The 16,335-nt window shown below is 28.2% G+C and carries 19 protein-coding genes; 18 read left to right on the top strand and 1 reads right to left on the bottom strand.

From position 1 onward, the window contains the following. From CORN_RS07650 to CORN_RS07640, 3 genes are read left to right on the top strand one after another with little or no spacing between them, the layout of a single operon-like run. Nucleotides 1-1,470, top strand: a complete 1,470-nt coding sequence (locus CORN_RS07650) for a complex I subunit 4 family protein (protein ID WP_066008309.1) — start codon at nucleotides 1-3, stop codon at nucleotides 1,468-1,470. Next, entirely contained in the window at nucleotides 1,470-2,867 is a 1,398-nt protein-coding gene (locus CORN_RS07645; RefSeq protein WP_066008308.1) for an NADH-quinone oxidoreductase subunit N, read from the top strand. Before CORN_RS07650 ends, CORN_RS07645 begins: the two co-directional genes overlap by 1 nt. Nucleotides 2,868-2,891: 24 nt before the next feature. Beyond that, on the top strand, nucleotides 2,892-5,255 hold the full coding sequence (locus CORN_RS07640; RefSeq protein WP_094750312.1) for a tetratricopeptide repeat protein: 2,364 nt from the start codon (nucleotides 2,892-2,894) through the stop codon (nucleotides 5,253-5,255). On the opposite strand, the gene miaA is transcribed toward CORN_RS07640, so the two are convergent. Next, a complete protein-coding gene (gene miaA / locus CORN_RS07635) occupies nucleotides 5,246-6,121 on the bottom strand; it encodes a tRNA (adenosine(37)-N6)-dimethylallyltransferase MiaA (protein WP_066008307.1) in 876 nt (291 codons plus the stop codon). The two genes, CORN_RS07640 and miaA, sit on opposite strands and share 10 nt — an antisense overlap. A gap of 69 nt (nucleotides 6,122-6,190) precedes the next feature. On the opposite strand from miaA, the gene mqnP reads away from it, so the two are divergent. The 15 genes from mqnP (at nucleotide 6,191) to CORN_RS07560 (ending at nucleotide 16,335) form a co-directional block, all read left to right on the top strand. Next, entirely contained in the window at nucleotides 6,191-7,066 is an 876-nt protein-coding gene (gene mqnP, locus CORN_RS07630; protein WP_066008306.1) for a menaquinone biosynthesis prenyltransferase MqnP, read from the top strand. After that, complete coding sequence (locus tag CORN_RS07625) at nucleotides 7,057-7,560, top strand: hypothetical protein (protein WP_066008305.1); 504 nt, start codon at nucleotides 7,057-7,059, stop codon at nucleotides 7,558-7,560. The genes mqnP and CORN_RS07625 overlap by 10 nt, the downstream gene beginning before the upstream one ends. Next, on the top strand, nucleotides 7,553-8,074 hold the full coding sequence (locus CORN_RS07620; RefSeq protein ID WP_066008304.1) for a DUF6115 domain-containing protein: 522 nt from the start codon (nucleotides 7,553-7,555) through the stop codon (nucleotides 8,072-8,074). The genes CORN_RS07625 and CORN_RS07620 overlap by 8 nt, the downstream gene beginning before the upstream one ends. Before the next feature lie 9 nt (nucleotides 8,075-8,083). Continuing rightward, nucleotides 8,084-9,052, top strand: coding sequence for a GTP 3',8-cyclase MoaA (moaA, locus tag CORN_RS07615; RefSeq protein WP_066008303.1), 969 nt, complete (start codon nucleotides 8,084-8,086; stop codon nucleotides 9,050-9,052). After that, the gene (locus CORN_RS07610; RefSeq protein ID WP_066008302.1) at nucleotides 9,052-9,801 is read left to right on the top strand and encodes a 7-carboxy-7-deazaguanine synthase QueE; all 750 of its coding nucleotides are present in this window, start codon (nucleotides 9,052-9,054) and stop codon (nucleotides 9,799-9,801) included. Before moaA ends, CORN_RS07610 begins: the two co-directional genes overlap by 1 nt. After that, entirely contained in the window at nucleotides 9,798-10,382 is a 585-nt protein-coding gene (locus CORN_RS07605; protein ID WP_066008301.1) for a 6-pyruvoyl trahydropterin synthase family protein, read from the top strand. The genes CORN_RS07610 and CORN_RS07605 overlap by 4 nt, the downstream gene beginning before the upstream one ends. Then, nucleotides 10,382-10,579: a hypothetical protein gene (locus tag CORN_RS07600; protein ID WP_066008300.1), complete on the top strand. Its 198-nt coding sequence runs from the start codon at nucleotides 10,382-10,384 to the stop codon at nucleotides 10,577-10,579. The genes CORN_RS07605 and CORN_RS07600 overlap by 1 nt, the downstream gene beginning before the upstream one ends. A gap of 2 nt (nucleotides 10,580-10,581) precedes the next feature. Continuing rightward, nucleotides 10,582-10,992: a hypothetical protein gene (locus tag CORN_RS07595; RefSeq protein WP_066008299.1), complete on the top strand. Its 411-nt coding sequence runs from the start codon at nucleotides 10,582-10,584 to the stop codon at nucleotides 10,990-10,992. Further along, complete coding sequence (locus tag CORN_RS07590; protein WP_066008298.1) at nucleotides 10,992-11,654, top strand: 16S rRNA (uracil(1498)-N(3))-methyltransferase; 663 nt, start codon at nucleotides 10,992-10,994, stop codon at nucleotides 11,652-11,654. Before CORN_RS07595 ends, CORN_RS07590 begins: the two co-directional genes overlap by 1 nt. Nucleotides 11,655-11,731: 77 nt before the next feature. After that, nucleotides 11,732-11,932 (top strand): 50S ribosomal protein L31, encoded by a 201-nt coding sequence (gene rpmE, locus CORN_RS07585; protein ID WP_039668879.1) that lies wholly within the window; start codon nucleotides 11,732-11,734, stop codon nucleotides 11,930-11,932. After that, complete coding sequence (gene rsmI, locus CORN_RS07580) at nucleotides 11,932-12,750, top strand: 16S rRNA (cytidine(1402)-2'-O)-methyltransferase (protein ID WP_066008297.1); 819 nt, start codon at nucleotides 11,932-11,934, stop codon at nucleotides 12,748-12,750. Before rpmE ends, rsmI begins: the two co-directional genes overlap by 1 nt. A gap of 19 nt (nucleotides 12,751-12,769) precedes the next feature. After that, nucleotides 12,770-13,450 (top strand): 23S rRNA (guanosine(2251)-2'-O)-methyltransferase RlmB, encoded by a 681-nt coding sequence (gene rlmB / locus CORN_RS07575; RefSeq protein WP_066008296.1) that lies wholly within the window; start codon nucleotides 12,770-12,772, stop codon nucleotides 13,448-13,450. Further along, a complete protein-coding gene (locus CORN_RS07570; protein ID WP_066008295.1) occupies nucleotides 13,443-14,321 on the top strand; it encodes a hypothetical protein in 879 nt (292 codons plus the stop codon). The genes rlmB and CORN_RS07570 overlap by 8 nt, the downstream gene beginning before the upstream one ends. Then, nucleotides 14,315-15,121, top strand: coding sequence for a hypothetical protein (locus CORN_RS07565; RefSeq protein ID WP_066008294.1), 807 nt, complete (start codon nucleotides 14,315-14,317; stop codon nucleotides 15,119-15,121). The genes CORN_RS07570 and CORN_RS07565 overlap by 7 nt, the downstream gene beginning before the upstream one ends. Before the next feature lie 11 nt (nucleotides 15,122-15,132). Beyond that, a complete protein-coding gene (locus CORN_RS07560) occupies nucleotides 15,133-16,335 on the top strand; it encodes an LL-diaminopimelate aminotransferase (RefSeq protein WP_066008293.1) in 1,203 nt (400 codons plus the stop codon).

Raw genomic sequence — 16,335 nt, 5'->3', positions numbered from 1 at the left:
ATGCTTAATTTATTGATATTATTTCCATTTTTTGCAGCTTTTATAGCTTTATTTTTACAAAAAGAAGATTCTAAGGCTTTTGCTGTTTTAGTTAGCTTTTTAATTTTGGTTTTAAATGTTTTTTTGCTACTTAACTATCATGGTGGTATAGCCTATGAGTTTAGTTTAAATTCTTTAATAGTTAATTTCCATATAGGTGTAGATGCTATAGCACTTTATTTAATGTTGCTTTGTTCTATTATGATTTTTTTATCTTTTGTGTGTTTGGATATACAAGATAAAAGTGTTGTAGTGAGTATATTTTTACTGCAATTTTGTATTATAGGACTTTTTGCTTCGTTAGATGCTTTGTTGTTTTATGTATTTTGGGAATTTTCTCTTGTACCGCTTATTTATTTAATCGGTAGGTATTCAAATAACTATAAAGCAGGGATTAAATTTTTCATTTATGCATTTTGTGGTTCTATGCTTATGCTTTTAGCAATTATTTATGTAGGGTTTTTGTATTATCAAAGCTTTGGATACTGGAGTTTTGATTTGCTTGCTTGGTATAAGAATGAATTTTTTATACCTGAAAACATACAAAATTTAATTTTTATAGGATTTTTCATCGCCTTTGCGATTAAAAGTCCTTTATTTCCTTTTCATACTTGGGCTCCAAAAGTTTATGCAAAAAGCCCGACTTTAGTATCTGTCATGCTTGTAAGTTTTAAAATGGCACCTTTTGGATTTTTAAGATTTATCTTGCCTTTAACATCTGATACTTTAAGTCATTATCATTCTTTACTTGCTATTTTGTGTATAGCTGGGATTTTATATGCGGCTTTGATTGCTTTTAAAACTAAAGACTTAAAAGAATTGATTGCTTATAGCTCTATTTCGCATTTGGGTGTGGTGATTTTAGGTATCATTACTTTTACATATAATGGAGTTAGTGGTTCTGTATTTTATATGTTTGCACATGGTATAGTAACAGGTGGTTTATTTTTAACTGCTTATATGCTTTATAAAAGATATCATACCTTTGACTTGGATTGTTATAAAAATTTAGCTAAAAATGCTCCTTTATTTAGCTTTTTCTTTGCTATATTGCTATTTTCATCTATTTCGCTACCTCTAACTATTTCTTTTGTGGGTGAGTTCTTGATTTTACAAGGTGTGGCAAGTGTAAATTTGTGGTATGCTTTATTTGCAGGTGGTGTGATTATTTTAGGGGCTATTTATATGCTAAATATTTATAGAAATATGTTTTTTACTACTTGTGAAAAAAAGATAGAAAAACTAGTGTTAAAAAAGGGTGAAATTTTTGTTTTGAGCATTTTGAGTGCATTGGTAATTTATTTAGGAATAGCTCCAAGTGCTATGCTTGATCAAATTGCTTCTAATGTAAATAGTATTCTTGAGGTTATGCAAACAAGAAATATTGCAATAGAAAATCAAAAAATCATAGATGATATAAGAGGTTTTTAATGAGTGGTTTTAGTTTAGAAAAATTAAATTTTATATTATTATTTCCTGTGTTGTCATTGCTTTTTTGGGCTATTGTATTGTTATTATTGGATGCTTTTAAAAAGCTTTCTAGAAATTTTTATATAGGAGTAAGTGTTATAGCTTTGCTCAGCACTTTGTGTTTTTTATTGCTTTATAATGGCTTTGTTTTAAATGATTCTCATGCTTTTTTTGGTTTGTTTGTAAGTGATAATTATGCGATTTTTGCTCAAATAGTCATTTTGGTTTTTTCTATGTTTTATTTGTTAATGGACAAAGATGAGCAAAAGGCAGAATTTTTTTCTTTGTTTTTATTTATGATAGCTTCTTTAATTTTAATGGTATCTAGCACCAATCTAATCATAATTTTCTTGGCACTAGAGGGTTCTTCTTTGGCTCTTTATACGCTTATTGCTTTAAGAGGAACTCACAATGCTATTAGTTCTAGTATAAAGTATTTTACTCTAGCGGCAATTGGAGCTGGATTTTTTGTTTTTGCGTGTGCTTTCGTATATTTAAAAACCAAATCTTTAGATTTGGACAATTTATTGCATTCTGAACATATCTCAGACCCTATCTTGCTTTGTGCTGGGGTGATGTTTTTGGTTATTGTTGGGATAAAGCTTTCTATTGCCCCTTTTCACTTTTGGTTAAAAGATGTATATTATGGGGTACATACGAATTTTATAGCATTTATTTCTATAGTACCAAAAATAGCTATGATAATAGTAGTTTTAAGAATTTTTTCTGCTTTAGGTGGTGGAGTAAAATTTGAATATATTGTAGCATTGTTAGCGATTTTTTCTATGCTCGCTGTAAGCATAGTGGCTTTAATTCAAAAAGATGTGAAAAAAATGCTTGCATATAGTTCTATTACTCACTCTTCTTTTATATTAGCGGTGATTGTTTCTAGTATGAGTGTAAGTTCTCAAGGTGATGGCACTTCTTATCTGCTTTCAATTTTTGCTTTATTTATGTATTGGATATCTTTTGCTTTTGCAAACTATGGAATTTTCTTGATATTAAGTTTATTTCAAAAAAGTTCATTTGAAAGTTTTTCAGGTTTGTTTGACCAAAGACCTGTGTTATCTATAATGATTGCTATATTTATTTTATGTATAGCAGGTATTCCGCCTTTTGGAATTTTTTGGGGTAAAATTTTAATTTTAGCTTCTATTTTGAACTCAGGCTATTATGTGCTTGTTTTTGCTGTAGCTTTAAGTTCTATGATTATGCTTTATGCTTATTTGAAAATTTTAATTTATATCTTTTTCAAAAAAGCTCAAATAATAGAAAGTGTTAACTTAGATGTAAAACAAAAGATTATTTTATGCTTGTGTTTAGTCGGAAGTCTTTCTTGTGTATTTTTGCTTTTGTAAAATAATATTGCTATAATCACGCTTATGATAAGGATTTTATTTTTATTTTTATTAAGCATAACATATACATTTTCTTTTGAAATAATTGTTAATAAAGGGGAAGAACACAAGCGCCCTTTTACGCTTTTACATCTAAAAGATAATAAAGATTTCACTTGTAAAAGTATTTTTGAATTTGAAAAAACTCATTTTGAATGTAATGTTTTAGGTGTTAGTAGTATGCAGTTTGAAGATAAAGAATTCGATACTTTTGCAATTCGTTTTGAAAAACAGCAAACATTTTTAACGATAAAAATATATCCTAAAATTTTAGCGAAAATGTTTAATTATTCTCAGAATATTTTTAACACCAAAGAAATCCATACCCAAAATAGCGATACTTCTAAACATTTTGTTTTTATTTTTACAGAAGATTTGAGATATTATAAACCAAGTGATGGTCTTGATTTTAATATTTATTTTGAAGATGCATTAATGCCTTATATCGGTGCTTTAGATTTGAATTCTAATCCTATGGAAACATCTAAAAGTGTAGATTTTAATACATATTTTAACATTAAGCAAGAATATGAGGCAAAAAAATATGATCAAGTATTAAGGGATGCAACTAATGCCATTAAACGCTATCAAGGTAGTGTTTTTATGAATGAATTTGAACTTTATAAATTAAGAGCACAAAATAAACTTTACACTTACGAGCTTGATAAAGATCAGCAAGTATTGGAGCAAATGTTAGATGATGCTAAAAGATGGGTAAGAACTTATATTAACGATAAAGACTATACAGAAGTAATGTATATTATGATGAGAGTTTATATGGGTTTATCTCAAAGGTCTAATGTTGAATATATTGTAGACACTTTAAATACTGAGCACAAAGGTGATAAATACACCATAATGGCTTTGCTTGATTATGCAGATTATTTGTACAATTTGGGTAAAAAAAATACAGCTAATAATATTTATCAAGATGTATATTACTCTACTCCAAATGCAGATTTAGCTAGTAGAGCCGCTTTGTTTTTGTCAAAAAATTATTTAGAAACTCAAAATATAAAAGAAGCTAAAGAATTAGCTAGTAAGATTTTAGAATCAAATCCTGAATTTTTCATGAATGATTTAGAAAATTCTTTATCTTTGGCTAAAGCTTTTAGTAATAACAAGGTTTATGATTTGAGTTCTAAAATTTATGAGTATATTTTTGCTCATTTAACTAAGGTAGATAAAGAGTATGAGAGAGTATTAAAAGATCTTGCTTTAGCCTTATTAAATGCAAATGAATACACTAAAGCTCAAAAATATTTAGATCTTTACGCAGAGGATTTTCCTTTGGGCGAATATGTGAGTTTAATCAAAGAAGCACAAGATAAAAACTTTTTATATTTAAAAGATGCTAATGCAAGTTTTTTACATCAAAGATATGAAGAAATTATGAAAAAATATGCTGGAGAAACTTCTAGTAAAGCATTGTTTGATAATGTAAAATTATATTTTCAAGAAAAAAACTATGAACAAGTTATAAATTATCAAAAAGATATAGAAAAATATTCTAATAAAGAAGTTAAGGATCTTTTAGAACAATCTGCTATTTTGGTTTTAGAGCAAAAATTAAAAAATGATGAATGTTTAGCCGCTGTTAAAATATATGATGATTTTAAAGCTTATAATGTAGGGAGTAAAATACAAAATAAAAAACAAATGCTTGAGTGCTTTAAACGTACAACGCGTATAGAAGAAGCTAAAAAATATATAGTAGAAAATGAAGACGATGATGTGATTTTTTATAAGCTTCAAAATGCAGATTTAGCACTTAAAGATAAGCGTTATAACTTTGTTGTAAAAACAATTAATGATATTTTAAACACAAGAACTATTATTAGTGATAATGAAAAATTTGAAGCAAATTATATTAAATTCTTTGCTGAGCTTAAATTACAAGATTATAATGCTATGATAAGAACTTTGCAAAAATTAGAACAATTTCCTATGAATTATCGTATGGTTGAGTTATATTATGAGTTTTTACTCTATTGCGAAAAAAATAATTTCTTAACAAGTATTTTAACTTATGCTCCAAAGGCGATTGATTATCAAAATTTAAAAGGAGTTAATCTTTTTAGTCCTGATTTAGAATTTATCTATATAAAAGCTTTAAGACAAAGTAATCAGCCTCAAAAGGCTTTAACCTTATTTAAAGACTTGCTTGCCAATCCTTTAAAAGATGATGAGCGTGCAAGAGCTTTTTATGTGCAAAGTAATGTATATGAAGATTTAAAAGATATACCAAATCAAAAGCAAAGTTTACAAGATTGTATAGATATTAACACAACAAGCAATTGGCAAAATTTATGTAAAGATAAATTAAGTGTTTTAAACACTCAACCTTGATATTTTTTTAAAATATAAGTTTTTAAATTTTCATAAGCATTTTCAAAATCTAAAATTTCTTTATCGAATTTTTTATTGAAAGTTCTTTGTCTTTTAGCAAGTTGTCTTGTGTGGATGATGATAAGCTCTTCAAGTTCTTTTTGATTTATTTTTTGGTCTAAAAAATATTTGCATTCTTTTAAACCTATGGAATTTAATGCTTTTAAAGTATGATCATAATTATTAAATAGCATTTTAGCCTCATCTATTAAACCTTCATCAAGCATATTTTTAGTGCGTTTAATAATGCGTTTTTCTAAAAGTTCTTTTTGCCAAGAAATTTCAAAAATATCAAGTTTTTTGATTAAAGCTTCTTGTCTAGTTTCTTTTAAAATTTCACTTGGAATTTTATTAGTTTGCTCATAAATTCCAAGCCATTTTTTTAAACGATAGCTATCATTTTTTTCTATTTTAGCTTGCGGATCAATTTTTGTCATTAAATGATAAATTTCATCATTACTTAGTATGCTTTGGCTTTCTTTAAAATTTTCACTCAAACCATCCATTAAAGCTTTTAGATAAAAACTAGTGCCACCTGTGATAATAAGTATTTGGTTGTTTTTTTTTGCAAAGGCTTTTGCTTTTTTGTACTCTTCAAAAAATAAAGCAATATTAAAGTGTTCATCGACATTTAATAAATTTACACCAAAATAATCAAGCTCATCTAGGGTTTTTTGTTCTGTTTTTGCTGAAGCAACATTAATTTGTTTATACACACAAAGACTATCAAGGCTTAAAATACTTGCGTTAAATTCATAAGCTAGTTTGTTTGCAAGTTCTGTTTTGCCACTTGCGGTAGTTCCAATGAGTGCAAATTCAAAAAACATCGTAAAAATATCCTAAATTTAAAATTATTTTAGTAAAATCATAACAAAAATATATTATAAAGAGAAAAAATGCCTATATTAAAAGAAAAATTGAAAGATATTTTAGATTTAATTGTTTTTAAACATTCTATTTTTGCCTTACCATTTTTATTTACTTCGATGATTGTAGCTTCTGTTATTTTAAACGATAGTACATGGTTTGGCTTTAAGGCTTTGTTTTTGGGTGTTATTTGTGCAGTAAGTGCAAGAAATTTTGCAATGGCTATTAATCGTTTAATGGATGAGGATATTGACAAAAATAACCCAAGATGTGCAAATAGGCCTAATATTGATGGACGTATAGGAAAGGTCAGTATTTTACTTTTTATTATAATAAATGCCATTGTTTTTGTTTTAGCAAGTTATTTTATTAATAAATTAGCCTTTGCTCTTTCTTTGCCGGTATTGTTTATTTTAGCTATTTATTCAGCTTTTAAAAGATTTTCATCCTTAGCACATTTAGTATTAGGATTTTGCTTAGGACTTGCTCCTATTGCGGGCAGTATTGTAGTTTTGGGAAGTATTGAAATTTATAGCGTGATTTTGTGTTTGGGTGTTACTTTTTGGACAGCTGGTTTTGATTTGCTTTATGCTTTACAAGATATGGAGTATGATAAAAAAACAGGCTTGCACTCTATACCTGCTAAATTTGGGCTTGAAGCAACCCTATTTATCTCAGCATTTTGCCATATTTTAGCAGTACTTTTTTGGCTTTTATTTGTCTGGGTGGCTCCAACGGGAAACATTGCCTTTTTAGGAGTAATAATTAGTGCTGCTATTTTATTTTTTGAGCACCGTATTGTCAGAAAGAATTTTGCAAAAATTGATAAAGCATTTTTTACTTTAAATGGGTATTTAAGTATAGTATTTTTTATATTTATTTGGGTTGATCTTTTATGGAGATAAAATTTTTTAAAAGCTCACTGGAGCTTGAGTTTGAAGAGAGCAAGGAGAGATATGAAGAGTTTTTACAAGAATATCTTTCAAGTAATAATTATGTTAATTTAAGCAAGTGGAAAAAACTTGCATCAAGAGTGGAATTTAGTGAAGGTGAACAAATTATTTTTGATTTGCTTATGGACATAAAACAAGAATTGTATTTGATAAAAAATGATATTAATAAAACAAAATTATTTACAGATTTAAAATACAAAGCCTTCGTGATAGGTGTAAATTTTGCACATATTCAATTTAAAGACAAATGTTTAACTCAAGATATGGAATATTACGCAAGATTTGAGATAAATGGCCAAAAAATTAGTATTTTTTTTAAAGCTTTAAGCGAAAATGAGGCAAAAATTATGCAGATAAAAGCTGAAGATGAGCTTGTTTATGATAATTTTGTAGCAAATATGCAAAGAGCAATGATTAAGATTTTAAAGGAGCAAGAGAATGGGTAGTGATTTATTATTGTGGCTTGTGGTGGCTTTATTAATTTTTGCTATGTTTGCTTATATGATGATTAAAGAAAAAGAAAGTATTGCTAAGATTAATGAACTTGGCAAGATGATTGAAGATTTAAACAAGCAATATCATTATTTAAAGAAAGAAAGTCTAGATGAACAAGAGCAAGAAAAAGAAGAAATGGATATTGAAGTTATAAAAGAAGAATTAAAAGAAGAGCTTTTGCAAATATTAGAACAAAAAATCAATCAAAATATCATTCCTGTTTTAAGTGCTTTAAAAGAAGTAGAAGAGGTGATTGAAGAGTTTCAAAGTGAGCAAAAAAATCGTTTGTTAAATTTAGAGCAAAAAACTCAAAGTATTACAAAGCTAAGCCCAAGCTATGATAATGAAGAGCAAAAAGTTATAGAGCTTTTTAATCAGAAAAAATCTATAGAGCAAATTGCTAAAGATTTGCGTATAGGTATGGGTAGGGTTGAGCTTATTTTGAAATTCAATAAATTATTATAAAGGCCCTTTATGTTGGTGGATAGTTATGGAAGAGTGATTGATTATTTAAGAATTTCAGTAACACAAAGATGTAATTTTCGTTGCCTTTATTGTATGCCAAAAACTCCATTTGAATGGAGTGCTAAGGAAAATCTTTTATCATTTGAAGAGCTTTTTATGTTTGTTAAAGTTTGCATTGATGAAGGGGTTAAAAAAATTCGTATTACAGGCGGTGAGCCTTTAGTAAGAAAAGATTTGCATAAATTTATTGCTATGATTAGTGAGTATAAGCAAGATCTGGATTTAGCACTTACCACAAATGCTTCTTTATTAAAACAACAAGCAAAGGATTTAAGGCAAGCTGGCTTAAAAAGAATTAATATTTCGTTAGATACACTAAAAGAAGAAGTTGCTTTTAAGTTAGCTCAAAAAAATATACTTAAAGATGTGTTAAATGGTATTAATGAGGCTTTAGAATTGGGTTTTAATATCAAATTCAATACCGTAGCACTTAAAGGGATTAATGATAATGAATTTATCAATCTTTTGGAATTTGCCAAAGAGCGTAAAAGCCAAATTCGTTTTATAGAATTTATGGAAAATTATCATGCTTATGGGGACTTAAAAGGTTTAAAATCAGCAGATATTTTAAATATTATTGCTCAAAAATATTCTTTTAGACAAGGACAAAAAACACCAAATGCACCCGCGACCATTTATGAACTTGAAGATGGATATAAGTTTGGTATTATTGATCCGCATAGTCATGATTTTTGTGATAGTTGTAATCGTATAAGACTCTCAGCAGAAGGTCTTTTAATACCTTGCTTATATTATGATGAGGCTTTAAGTATTAAAAAAGCTATACGCAATAAAGACATAATAGGTGCTTGTGAGGTTTTAAAAACTGTGATTAAAAATAAATCAGAAAAAAACAGATGGACTGAAAATGAAGCTAATCAAAGTTCAACAAGAGCCTTTTATCAAACAGGTGGATAATGGAAATTGTTGAAACTTTTTTAAGCTTACAAGGCGAGGGGAAATATAGTGGAAATTTGGCTATATTTGTCAGATTTGCTGGGTGTAATTTTAATTGTATAGGTTTTGGAGTAAAAAAAGAAAAAGATTCTAAAATACTTTTGGGTTGTGATACTATTAGAGCTGTTCTTACTAAAGAATTTAAAGCTTGTTATAAAACATATAATGCAAAAGAGCTTTTTGATGAGGTTTTAAAGCTAGTAAATTTGTGTAAGCCTATAGTTGTAATTACTGGCGGGGAACCTTTGTTAAATTATCAAAATAAAGAATTTTTGTGTTTTATTAGTTTACTTCTAGAACATAATTTTAAAGTGCATTTTGAAACCAACGCAAGTATTGAAATTGATTTTGAGAAATATCCACTATATAAAAAGTGCTATTTTGCCTTAGGGGTGAAGCTTAGTAATAGTGGAGTAAAAAAAGAAAAAAGGATCAATGAAAAAGCCTTAGAAGCTTTTAAAAATCATGCTAAGGGTAGTTTTTATAAATTTGTTTTAGATAGGGATTTTTTAGAAGAAAATAAAGCTTTAAAAGAAATTAATGAAATTTTACAAATTTGTGAAAATGAAGTTTTTTGTATGCCTATGGGAGTAAATGAGCTAGAAGTTTCTAAAAATGCCTTAAGTGTTGCTGAATTTTGTATAAAAAATGGATATAATTACTCCGATAGATTACATATTAGAATTTGGGGAGATAAAGAGGGTATATGATTATTAGAAAAATGTTTGAATTTGAAAATGCTCATATTGTTAGATTTTGTAGCTCCAAACGATGTAAAACAAGTATACACGGACATTCTTATAAGGTAGAAATTTTACTTGAGAGTAAATACCTTGATAATGCTGGAATGGTATATGATTTTGGTTTGTTAAAAGATGAAATAAAACAAATTATTGATAGTTTTGATCACGCTATTACACTTTTTAAAGATGATGATAAAGCTTATTTGGAAGATATAAAAAAGCATTCGCAAAGATGGGTTAGCTTGCCTGTGAATGTAAGTGCAGAAAATTTTGTACGCGTATTTTTTATATTGATTGATACTTTACTCTCAAAGACCAAAATGATTAATGGTGAGCAAGGTGTAAATTTAAAAAGTATTATTGTGCATGAAACAAGAACGGGTTATGCGCAAGGTTTTAAAGAAGATGCTTATAGTGAATTTTTGCCAAAAATCACTTTAGCAGATATTGAATTTTCAAAAGCTATATGTGATGAGTGGAAAGATAAGGATTTTTTTAAAAAACTTCAAAATTCGAATTTTATTTTTGTCAATCAAAAGGAGGTATGATGAAAAAGGTTTTGCTGATTGTGCCATTATTGCTTTTTATAGCTTGCTCTAATCAAGAAAATAATAATACAAAAAAAGAAGTACAAACTGAGCAAGTTCAGATTGAACAAAGTGATTCTGGTGTTGTTATAAATGATGAAACACTTCCTATACCCGTAGATGATGATATCAAAGATGAAAATAATACGCAAGGATAGTGATGGATCAAAGTTATGAGTTTTTTTTGGCATTACACGTATACAGTTTATATGCAAATGGTTTTTTAATGTTGTTTTATTTATATCTAACTCAAAGTAGTTTTTCGCAAGAGTTTATTTTTATAAAAAGAATTCGTTTGTTTTTACCAATTTATTATTTATTTTTGGCAATTACGCTTTTTACCGGAAGTTTACTTTGGGCTTTAAAACATTTTGAGTTTAATCTATATATGCTTTCTATGTGGATTTGTTGGATTTTTATTTTTGCTTTAGCTATTTATCAATTTATATTATTTAAAAAAGCAAGATTATTTAAACGTTATGCGAGATTTAGATTTTTAAGCTTTTTTATTTTGTGTTTGGGTATATCTTTGCTTTTTGTACCTTATTTGCTTCAAAGGTTTTATTTTTAATGCGATTTTTGTATCATCCACAAAGCGGTGCTTTAAATTTGGAGTTGAAAAATGAAGCTTTTTTACATTTGAAGGCTAGAAGAATTAAAATAGGTGATAAAATCATATTAAAAAATTTAAAAGATTTTTTTGCTTATACTTACGAATGCATCGGACTTTCTAGACATTCTTGTGTATTAAGTTTGCAGAATAAAAAAGAAGAAAAACAAGAATTAAAAACATATTTGCACATAGCTTTAGCAGTGATTGATCCAAAGATCATAGAAAAAACTTTACCTTTTTTAAATGAGCTTGGGGTTGCAAAACTTTCTTTTGTGTATATGGATTATTCACAAAAAAATTTTAAGTTAGACTTTAAAAGAATGGAAAAAATTCTTATAGAATCATCTCAACAATGTGGTCGTGCCTCTTTAATGGAGCTTGAAATCTTTGATAATTTTAAAAAATTTCAGCAAAATTATGAAAATATTGTTTTAATAGACTTTGAAGGTGAAGATTTAATGAGTTTTGAATCTAACAAACATGTATTTTTAATAGGTGCTGAAGGTGGATTTTCTCAAAAAGAAAGAGAAGCGAATGTAAAAAAAGCAAAATTGCAAGCTGATTTTATACTGAAAGCTCAAACGGCTTTAGTAGGGGTTGCTTCAAAAATCATAATTTAAAAACATGCTTAAATTTAGCTATTTTTTATATAAAAATCTATATAATTACGCCTTAATGTTTTGAAAAAGGATAAACAATGAAAAAAGAAATTCACCCAGAATATGTAGAATGCAAAGTTAGTTGTGCTTGTGGAAATTCTTTTACTACTAAGTCAAATAAACCAGAAATTAAAGTTGATATTTGTTCAAATTGCCATCCATTCTTTACAGGTAGTGAAAAAATCGTAGATGCTGCAGGTCGTGTAGAGAAATTTAAGAAAAAATACGCAATGCAATAATGTTATATTTTATTCCTACACCCATAGGAAATTTAAACGATATTTCTTTTCATTCTTTAGAAATTTTGCAAAAATGCAAACTCTTTTTATGTGAAGATACAAGAGTTTGCAAGTCTTTGGTCCATCTTCTTAATGAAAAATTTAATCTAAAAATAAAACCTGATAAATATCTAGCCTTACATACTCATAATGAAAAAGATTTTTTAGCAAAAATAGATGAGAATTTTTTTGAACAAGATATTGCGTATTTAAGTGATGCGGGTATGCCAGGCATTAGCGACCCAGGTCAATTTTTAATCGAATATGCTACCAAAAATAATATTGATTATGAAGTCTTAGCAGGGGCAAATGCTGCTTTGCTTGCATTAGTTTCAAGTGCATTTTGTAAAAAAGAATTTATTTTTATGGGATTTTTAGCCAATAAAAACCCTCAAAGACAAAAAGATATTGAAAATTTAATGCTTAATCCTTATCCTAGCATAGTCTATGAAGCACCCACTAGAATACTTAATTTAATAGAAGAAATAAGTAAAATTGATCCTTTGAGAGAAATTTTTGTCATAAAAGAAGCAACAAAGAAATTTGAAGCCAAATTTAGAGCAAATGTTTTAGAGATTCTAGAAAAATTAAAAATAATGGATTTGCGTGGTGAATGGTGCGTGGTGATAAGTGCTAAAGAAAAGCAATTTCACCAAAACACCTTGTGTGAGCAAGATGTTTATGAGCTTGATTTACCTTTAAAAGCAAAGGCAAAGCTTCTTTCAAAAATCAATGCAAAATCTCCAAAAGAAAATTATCAAAAACTGCTTTTAAGTTGAATTTGGTTATTATTTAAAAATGATAGTTTATGGTAAGCAAGTGTTTTTTTATATCTTAGAAAAACACAAAGAAAAAATTAAAGAGATTTATTTAGCAAAAGAGTGTGAAAAATCTGATTTTTCAAAAATAGCAAAGGTATCAAAAAAAATTAAAAAGCTTGATTTTAAAGCTGCACAAAGTTTAGCAAGGGGTGGAAATCATCAAGGTTTTTTAATGGAAATTGCTGAGTTTGAATTTAGCTCTTTTGAAAGTTTAAAAGAAAAAGATTTCGTAGTTATTTTATATAATATTAGTGATGTTGGAAATATAGGTGCTATTATGCGTAGTGCTTATGCACTAGGAGTTGATGGAGTTATTTTGGTAGCTAAAAGTGTAGCTATGGATGGAGTGATCCGTGCAAGTAGTGGTGCGGCTTTAGATATGAAAATAGTCTTGAATGATGATATTTTGAGTATGATAAATGAATTAAAACAAAAAGGTTTTTATATCTATGCTAGTGCGAGCGGAGGTAGTGATATACATACTATAAAAACCAAAGAGAAAAAAGTTTTGATTATGGGAAGTGAAGGTTTTGGTATAGCGCCTAAAGTGCTTAAAAAATGTGATGAGTGTATAGGTATAAAAATGCATAATGATTTTGATAGCTTAAATGTTAGTGCTGCATTTGCGATACTTTGCGATAGGATGAAAAATGGATAGTTGGAAAAAATTAGAAGATTTAAATTTATTGGAAGTTCAAAAAAGAACACAGATAGAAATGGCTTGTCTTGAGTATATCATCAAAAAAGACTTTAAGTCTTTATCTCGCTTTAATGTAAATGGTTTTGTTAAAATTTTACAAAGGGAATACGAGCTTGATTTTTCTAGTTTTTTAGAAGAATATCATGTTTATTTAGAGGAAAATGGTATTGAGAAAAAAAACCATATACATATTTCACCTAAAATGAACTCATACACTAAAGAAAGTTCAAGTATTTGGTATATTGTGATTGTAGTAGTGATACTTTTGATAGTAGTTTTAGCTTGGGGTGTTTCAAGATTTTTTCAAAGTTCCACTTTAGATGAAAATACCACTAATGTATTAAATCAAGAGCAAATTGTTTTAGAAGAAAAAGTTGATGAGAATGAAACTCCAGCTCTTAACTTTTTTGCTGATGATGTTATAGAAAACAATGAGACAAATGCAAGTGCTATTTTAGAATCAATAGATGAGAGTAATAATACCATAGAAGAAACACTAGAAGATAATACTAGTTTAAATATGCCTGAAGAAAATATGGTTTTGCTTAAAGAAAGTGTTATAAAACCAAGCGCAGAGCTTTGGCTTGGTATGGTGGATTTAAAAACTTTTAGAAAAAATTCTTTGACTATTAAAAATGATTATGTTTTATCTTTGGATAAAGATATGTTAATCACTACAGGTCATGCTGCTTTTAGTTTAAATGATGAAAATAACAATACTTTAGAGTTTAAAAACGGTGTGTCTAAGTTTTTAATGATTAAAGATGGTAAAATCAAACAAATTACAAAAGCTGAGTTTATAAAAGAAAATAGAGGAAAATTATGGTAAGAATTTTAATATTTTCCATTTTTTTTACTTTTAATGCTTTTGCGCTAAGTGCTTTAGAAGTTGCTAAGCATATTGTTAATGATAATTCTAAAGATGCGCAATTGGAACTTTTGTTTGCAAGAAATGATTATAAAGATGAGCGCGGAAATGTAGATATTTACACTATTTCTCAAATTTTAAAAACCAATTCTTTGGCAAATTTTATATTAAATGAGCCAAAAACTTTAACTTTTAGTTTTAAAGCCCAAGCTGATTCTGTTTTATTTTTTAAGACGATTAATGATACTTTAAATGAACTAGGTTATATTTATTTTATACCAACTGAATTAACTTTAAGGGAAAACTATATCACATATAAGCTAGCTGTAGATTCTCAGTATATGCTTGATCCAGGAGTTTTTTATAAGGCTTTGTTGGGTAGTTCTGTTTTTATTAAAGATATTTATAAAATTTCAGAGTTAAATTATGAATATGAGCTAGATTTTTCAAAAGCAAAACCTAAAGTCAATACTCAAATTCCATTAAATACCATTACTCAATTAAACAAACCTTTAAGAGAATATATTATTGATTTGCAAGGTGCAAAAAGTATGGAACTTAGTGCACACAATCTTGACTCTTGGTTTTGTAAAATTCAGTTTTTAGATAAAAATTTAAATTTTATTCAAGGTGTAGAAAATACACATAAGCAAAATGAGGTAAATGTAAATATACCATTGGGCGCAAAATATGCTATTATAGGGGATATGTTTAGCCTTGATAATATAAAAAGGGGTTTAAAAATTTACTTAAGACGCTAAAAGGATGGACAATGTTTGAAGAAATTCATTTTAATACCATAGAAAGACTTCCAAATTATGTTTTTGCTGAAGTTAATGCGATTAAAATGGCAGCAAGAAGAGCGGGGGAGGATATAATAGATTTTTCTATGGGGAATCCTGATGGCAAAACTCCTCAACATATTATAGATAAACTTTGTGAAAGTGCAAATAAAGACAAAACTTCAGGTTATTCTGCTTCGAGTGGAATTTATAAACTAAGACTTGCAATTTGTAATTGGTATAAAAGAAAATATGATGTTGATTTAGATCCTGAAAGTGAAGTAGTTGCAACGATGGGTTCTAAAGAGGGTTTTGTAAATTTAGCAAGAGCTGTGATTAACCCAGGAGATGTAGCTATTGTACCTACACCTGCTTATCCTATACATACTCAAGCTTTTATCATAGCAGGTGGTAATGTAGCAACTATGAATTTTGATTTTAATGAAAATTATGAATTAAATGAAAATACTTTTTTTGAAAATTTACAAAAAACACTACATGAAAGCATTCCGCGTCCAAAATATGTAGTGGTAAATTTTCCGCATAATCCTACAACAGTTACAGTGGAAAAAAGTTTTTATGAGAGATTGGTTGCTATGGCAAAAAAAGAAAGATTTTATATTATTTCTGATATTGCTTATGCGGACTTAACTTTTGGTTCTTATAAAACTCCTTCGATTTTTGAAGTTGAAGGTGCTAAAGATGTAGCAGTAGAAACTTATACACTTTCAAAGTCTTATAATATGGCAGGTTGGCGTGTGGGCTTTGTGGTGGGCAATAAACGCTTAATTGCAGCTTTAAAAAAAATCAAATCTTGGTTTGATTATGGTATGTATACTCCTATACAAGTTGCTGCTACTATAGCTTTAGATGGAGATCAAGCTTGCGTTGAAGAGATTAAGGCAACTTATGCAAAAAGATTGGAAGTCTTGCTTGACTCATTTTATCAAGCAGGATGGGAGCTAAAAAAACCTAATGCAAGTATGTTTGTTTGGGCAAAACTTCCTCAAAGTAAAGCTCATCTTGGTAGCATGGAATTTTCTAAACAACTTTTACAAAAAGCAAATGTGGCGGTAAGTCCTGGAGTTGGCTTTGGTGAAGCGGGTAATGGGTATGTTAGAATAGCTTTAATTGAAAATGAAAACCGCATTCGTCAAGCAGCAAGAAATATAAAAAAATATTTAAGAGAATAA

It is taken from the genome of Campylobacter ornithocola, assembly GCF_013201605.1.
In the GTDB taxonomy this organism is placed as follows: Bacteria; Campylobacterota; Campylobacteria; order Campylobacterales; family Campylobacteraceae; genus Campylobacter_D; species Campylobacter_D ornithocola.
Note: the sequence above shows the minus strand (reverse complement) of the source record. Positions and strands in the feature narration are given on the sequence as shown.

Excerpts from the sequence above, each read along its gene's own strand:
- CORN_RS07650 (WP_066008309.1), top strand. The coding sequence starts at position 1 with ATGCTTAATTTATTGATATTATTTCCATTTTTTGCAGCTTTTATAGCT.
- CORN_RS07645 (WP_066008308.1), top strand. The coding sequence starts at position 1,470 with ATGAGTGGTTTTAGTTTAGAAAAATTAAATTTTATATTATTATTTCCT.
- CORN_RS07640 (WP_094750312.1), top strand. The coding sequence starts at position 2,892 with ATGATAAGGATTTTATTTTTATTTTTATTAAGCATAACATATACATTT.
- miaA (WP_066008307.1), bottom strand. The coding sequence starts at position 6,121 with ATGTTTTTTGAATTTGCACTCATTGGAACTACCGCAAGTGGCAAAACA.
- mqnP (WP_066008306.1), top strand. The coding sequence starts at position 6,191 with ATGCCTATATTAAAAGAAAAATTGAAAGATATTTTAGATTTAATTGTT.
- CORN_RS07625 (WP_066008305.1), top strand. The coding sequence starts at position 7,057 with ATGGAGATAAAATTTTTTAAAAGCTCACTGGAGCTTGAGTTTGAAGAG.
- CORN_RS07620 (WP_066008304.1), top strand. The coding sequence starts at position 7,553 with ATGGGTAGTGATTTATTATTGTGGCTTGTGGTGGCTTTATTAATTTTT.
- moaA (WP_066008303.1), top strand. The coding sequence starts at position 8,084 with ATGTTGGTGGATAGTTATGGAAGAGTGATTGATTATTTAAGAATTTCA.
- CORN_RS07610 (WP_066008302.1), top strand. The coding sequence starts at position 9,052 with ATGGAAATTGTTGAAACTTTTTTAAGCTTACAAGGCGAGGGGAAATAT.
- CORN_RS07605 (WP_066008301.1), top strand. The coding sequence starts at position 9,798 with ATGATTATTAGAAAAATGTTTGAATTTGAAAATGCTCATATTGTTAGA.
- CORN_RS07600 (WP_066008300.1), top strand. The coding sequence starts at position 10,382 with ATGAAAAAGGTTTTGCTGATTGTGCCATTATTGCTTTTTATAGCTTGC.
- CORN_RS07595 (WP_066008299.1), top strand. The coding sequence starts at position 10,582 with ATGGATCAAAGTTATGAGTTTTTTTTGGCATTACACGTATACAGTTTA.
- CORN_RS07590 (WP_066008298.1), top strand. The coding sequence starts at position 10,992 with ATGCGATTTTTGTATCATCCACAAAGCGGTGCTTTAAATTTGGAGTTG.
- rpmE (WP_039668879.1), top strand. The coding sequence starts at position 11,732 with ATGAAAAAAGAAATTCACCCAGAATATGTAGAATGCAAAGTTAGTTGT.
- rsmI (WP_066008297.1), top strand. The coding sequence starts at position 11,932 with ATGTTATATTTTATTCCTACACCCATAGGAAATTTAAACGATATTTCT.
- rlmB (WP_066008296.1), top strand. The coding sequence starts at position 12,770 with ATGATAGTTTATGGTAAGCAAGTGTTTTTTTATATCTTAGAAAAACAC.
- CORN_RS07570 (WP_066008295.1), top strand. The coding sequence starts at position 13,443 with ATGGATAGTTGGAAAAAATTAGAAGATTTAAATTTATTGGAAGTTCAA.
- CORN_RS07565 (WP_066008294.1), top strand. The coding sequence starts at position 14,315 with ATGGTAAGAATTTTAATATTTTCCATTTTTTTTACTTTTAATGCTTTT.
- CORN_RS07560 (WP_066008293.1), top strand. The coding sequence starts at position 15,133 with ATGTTTGAAGAAATTCATTTTAATACCATAGAAAGACTTCCAAATTAT.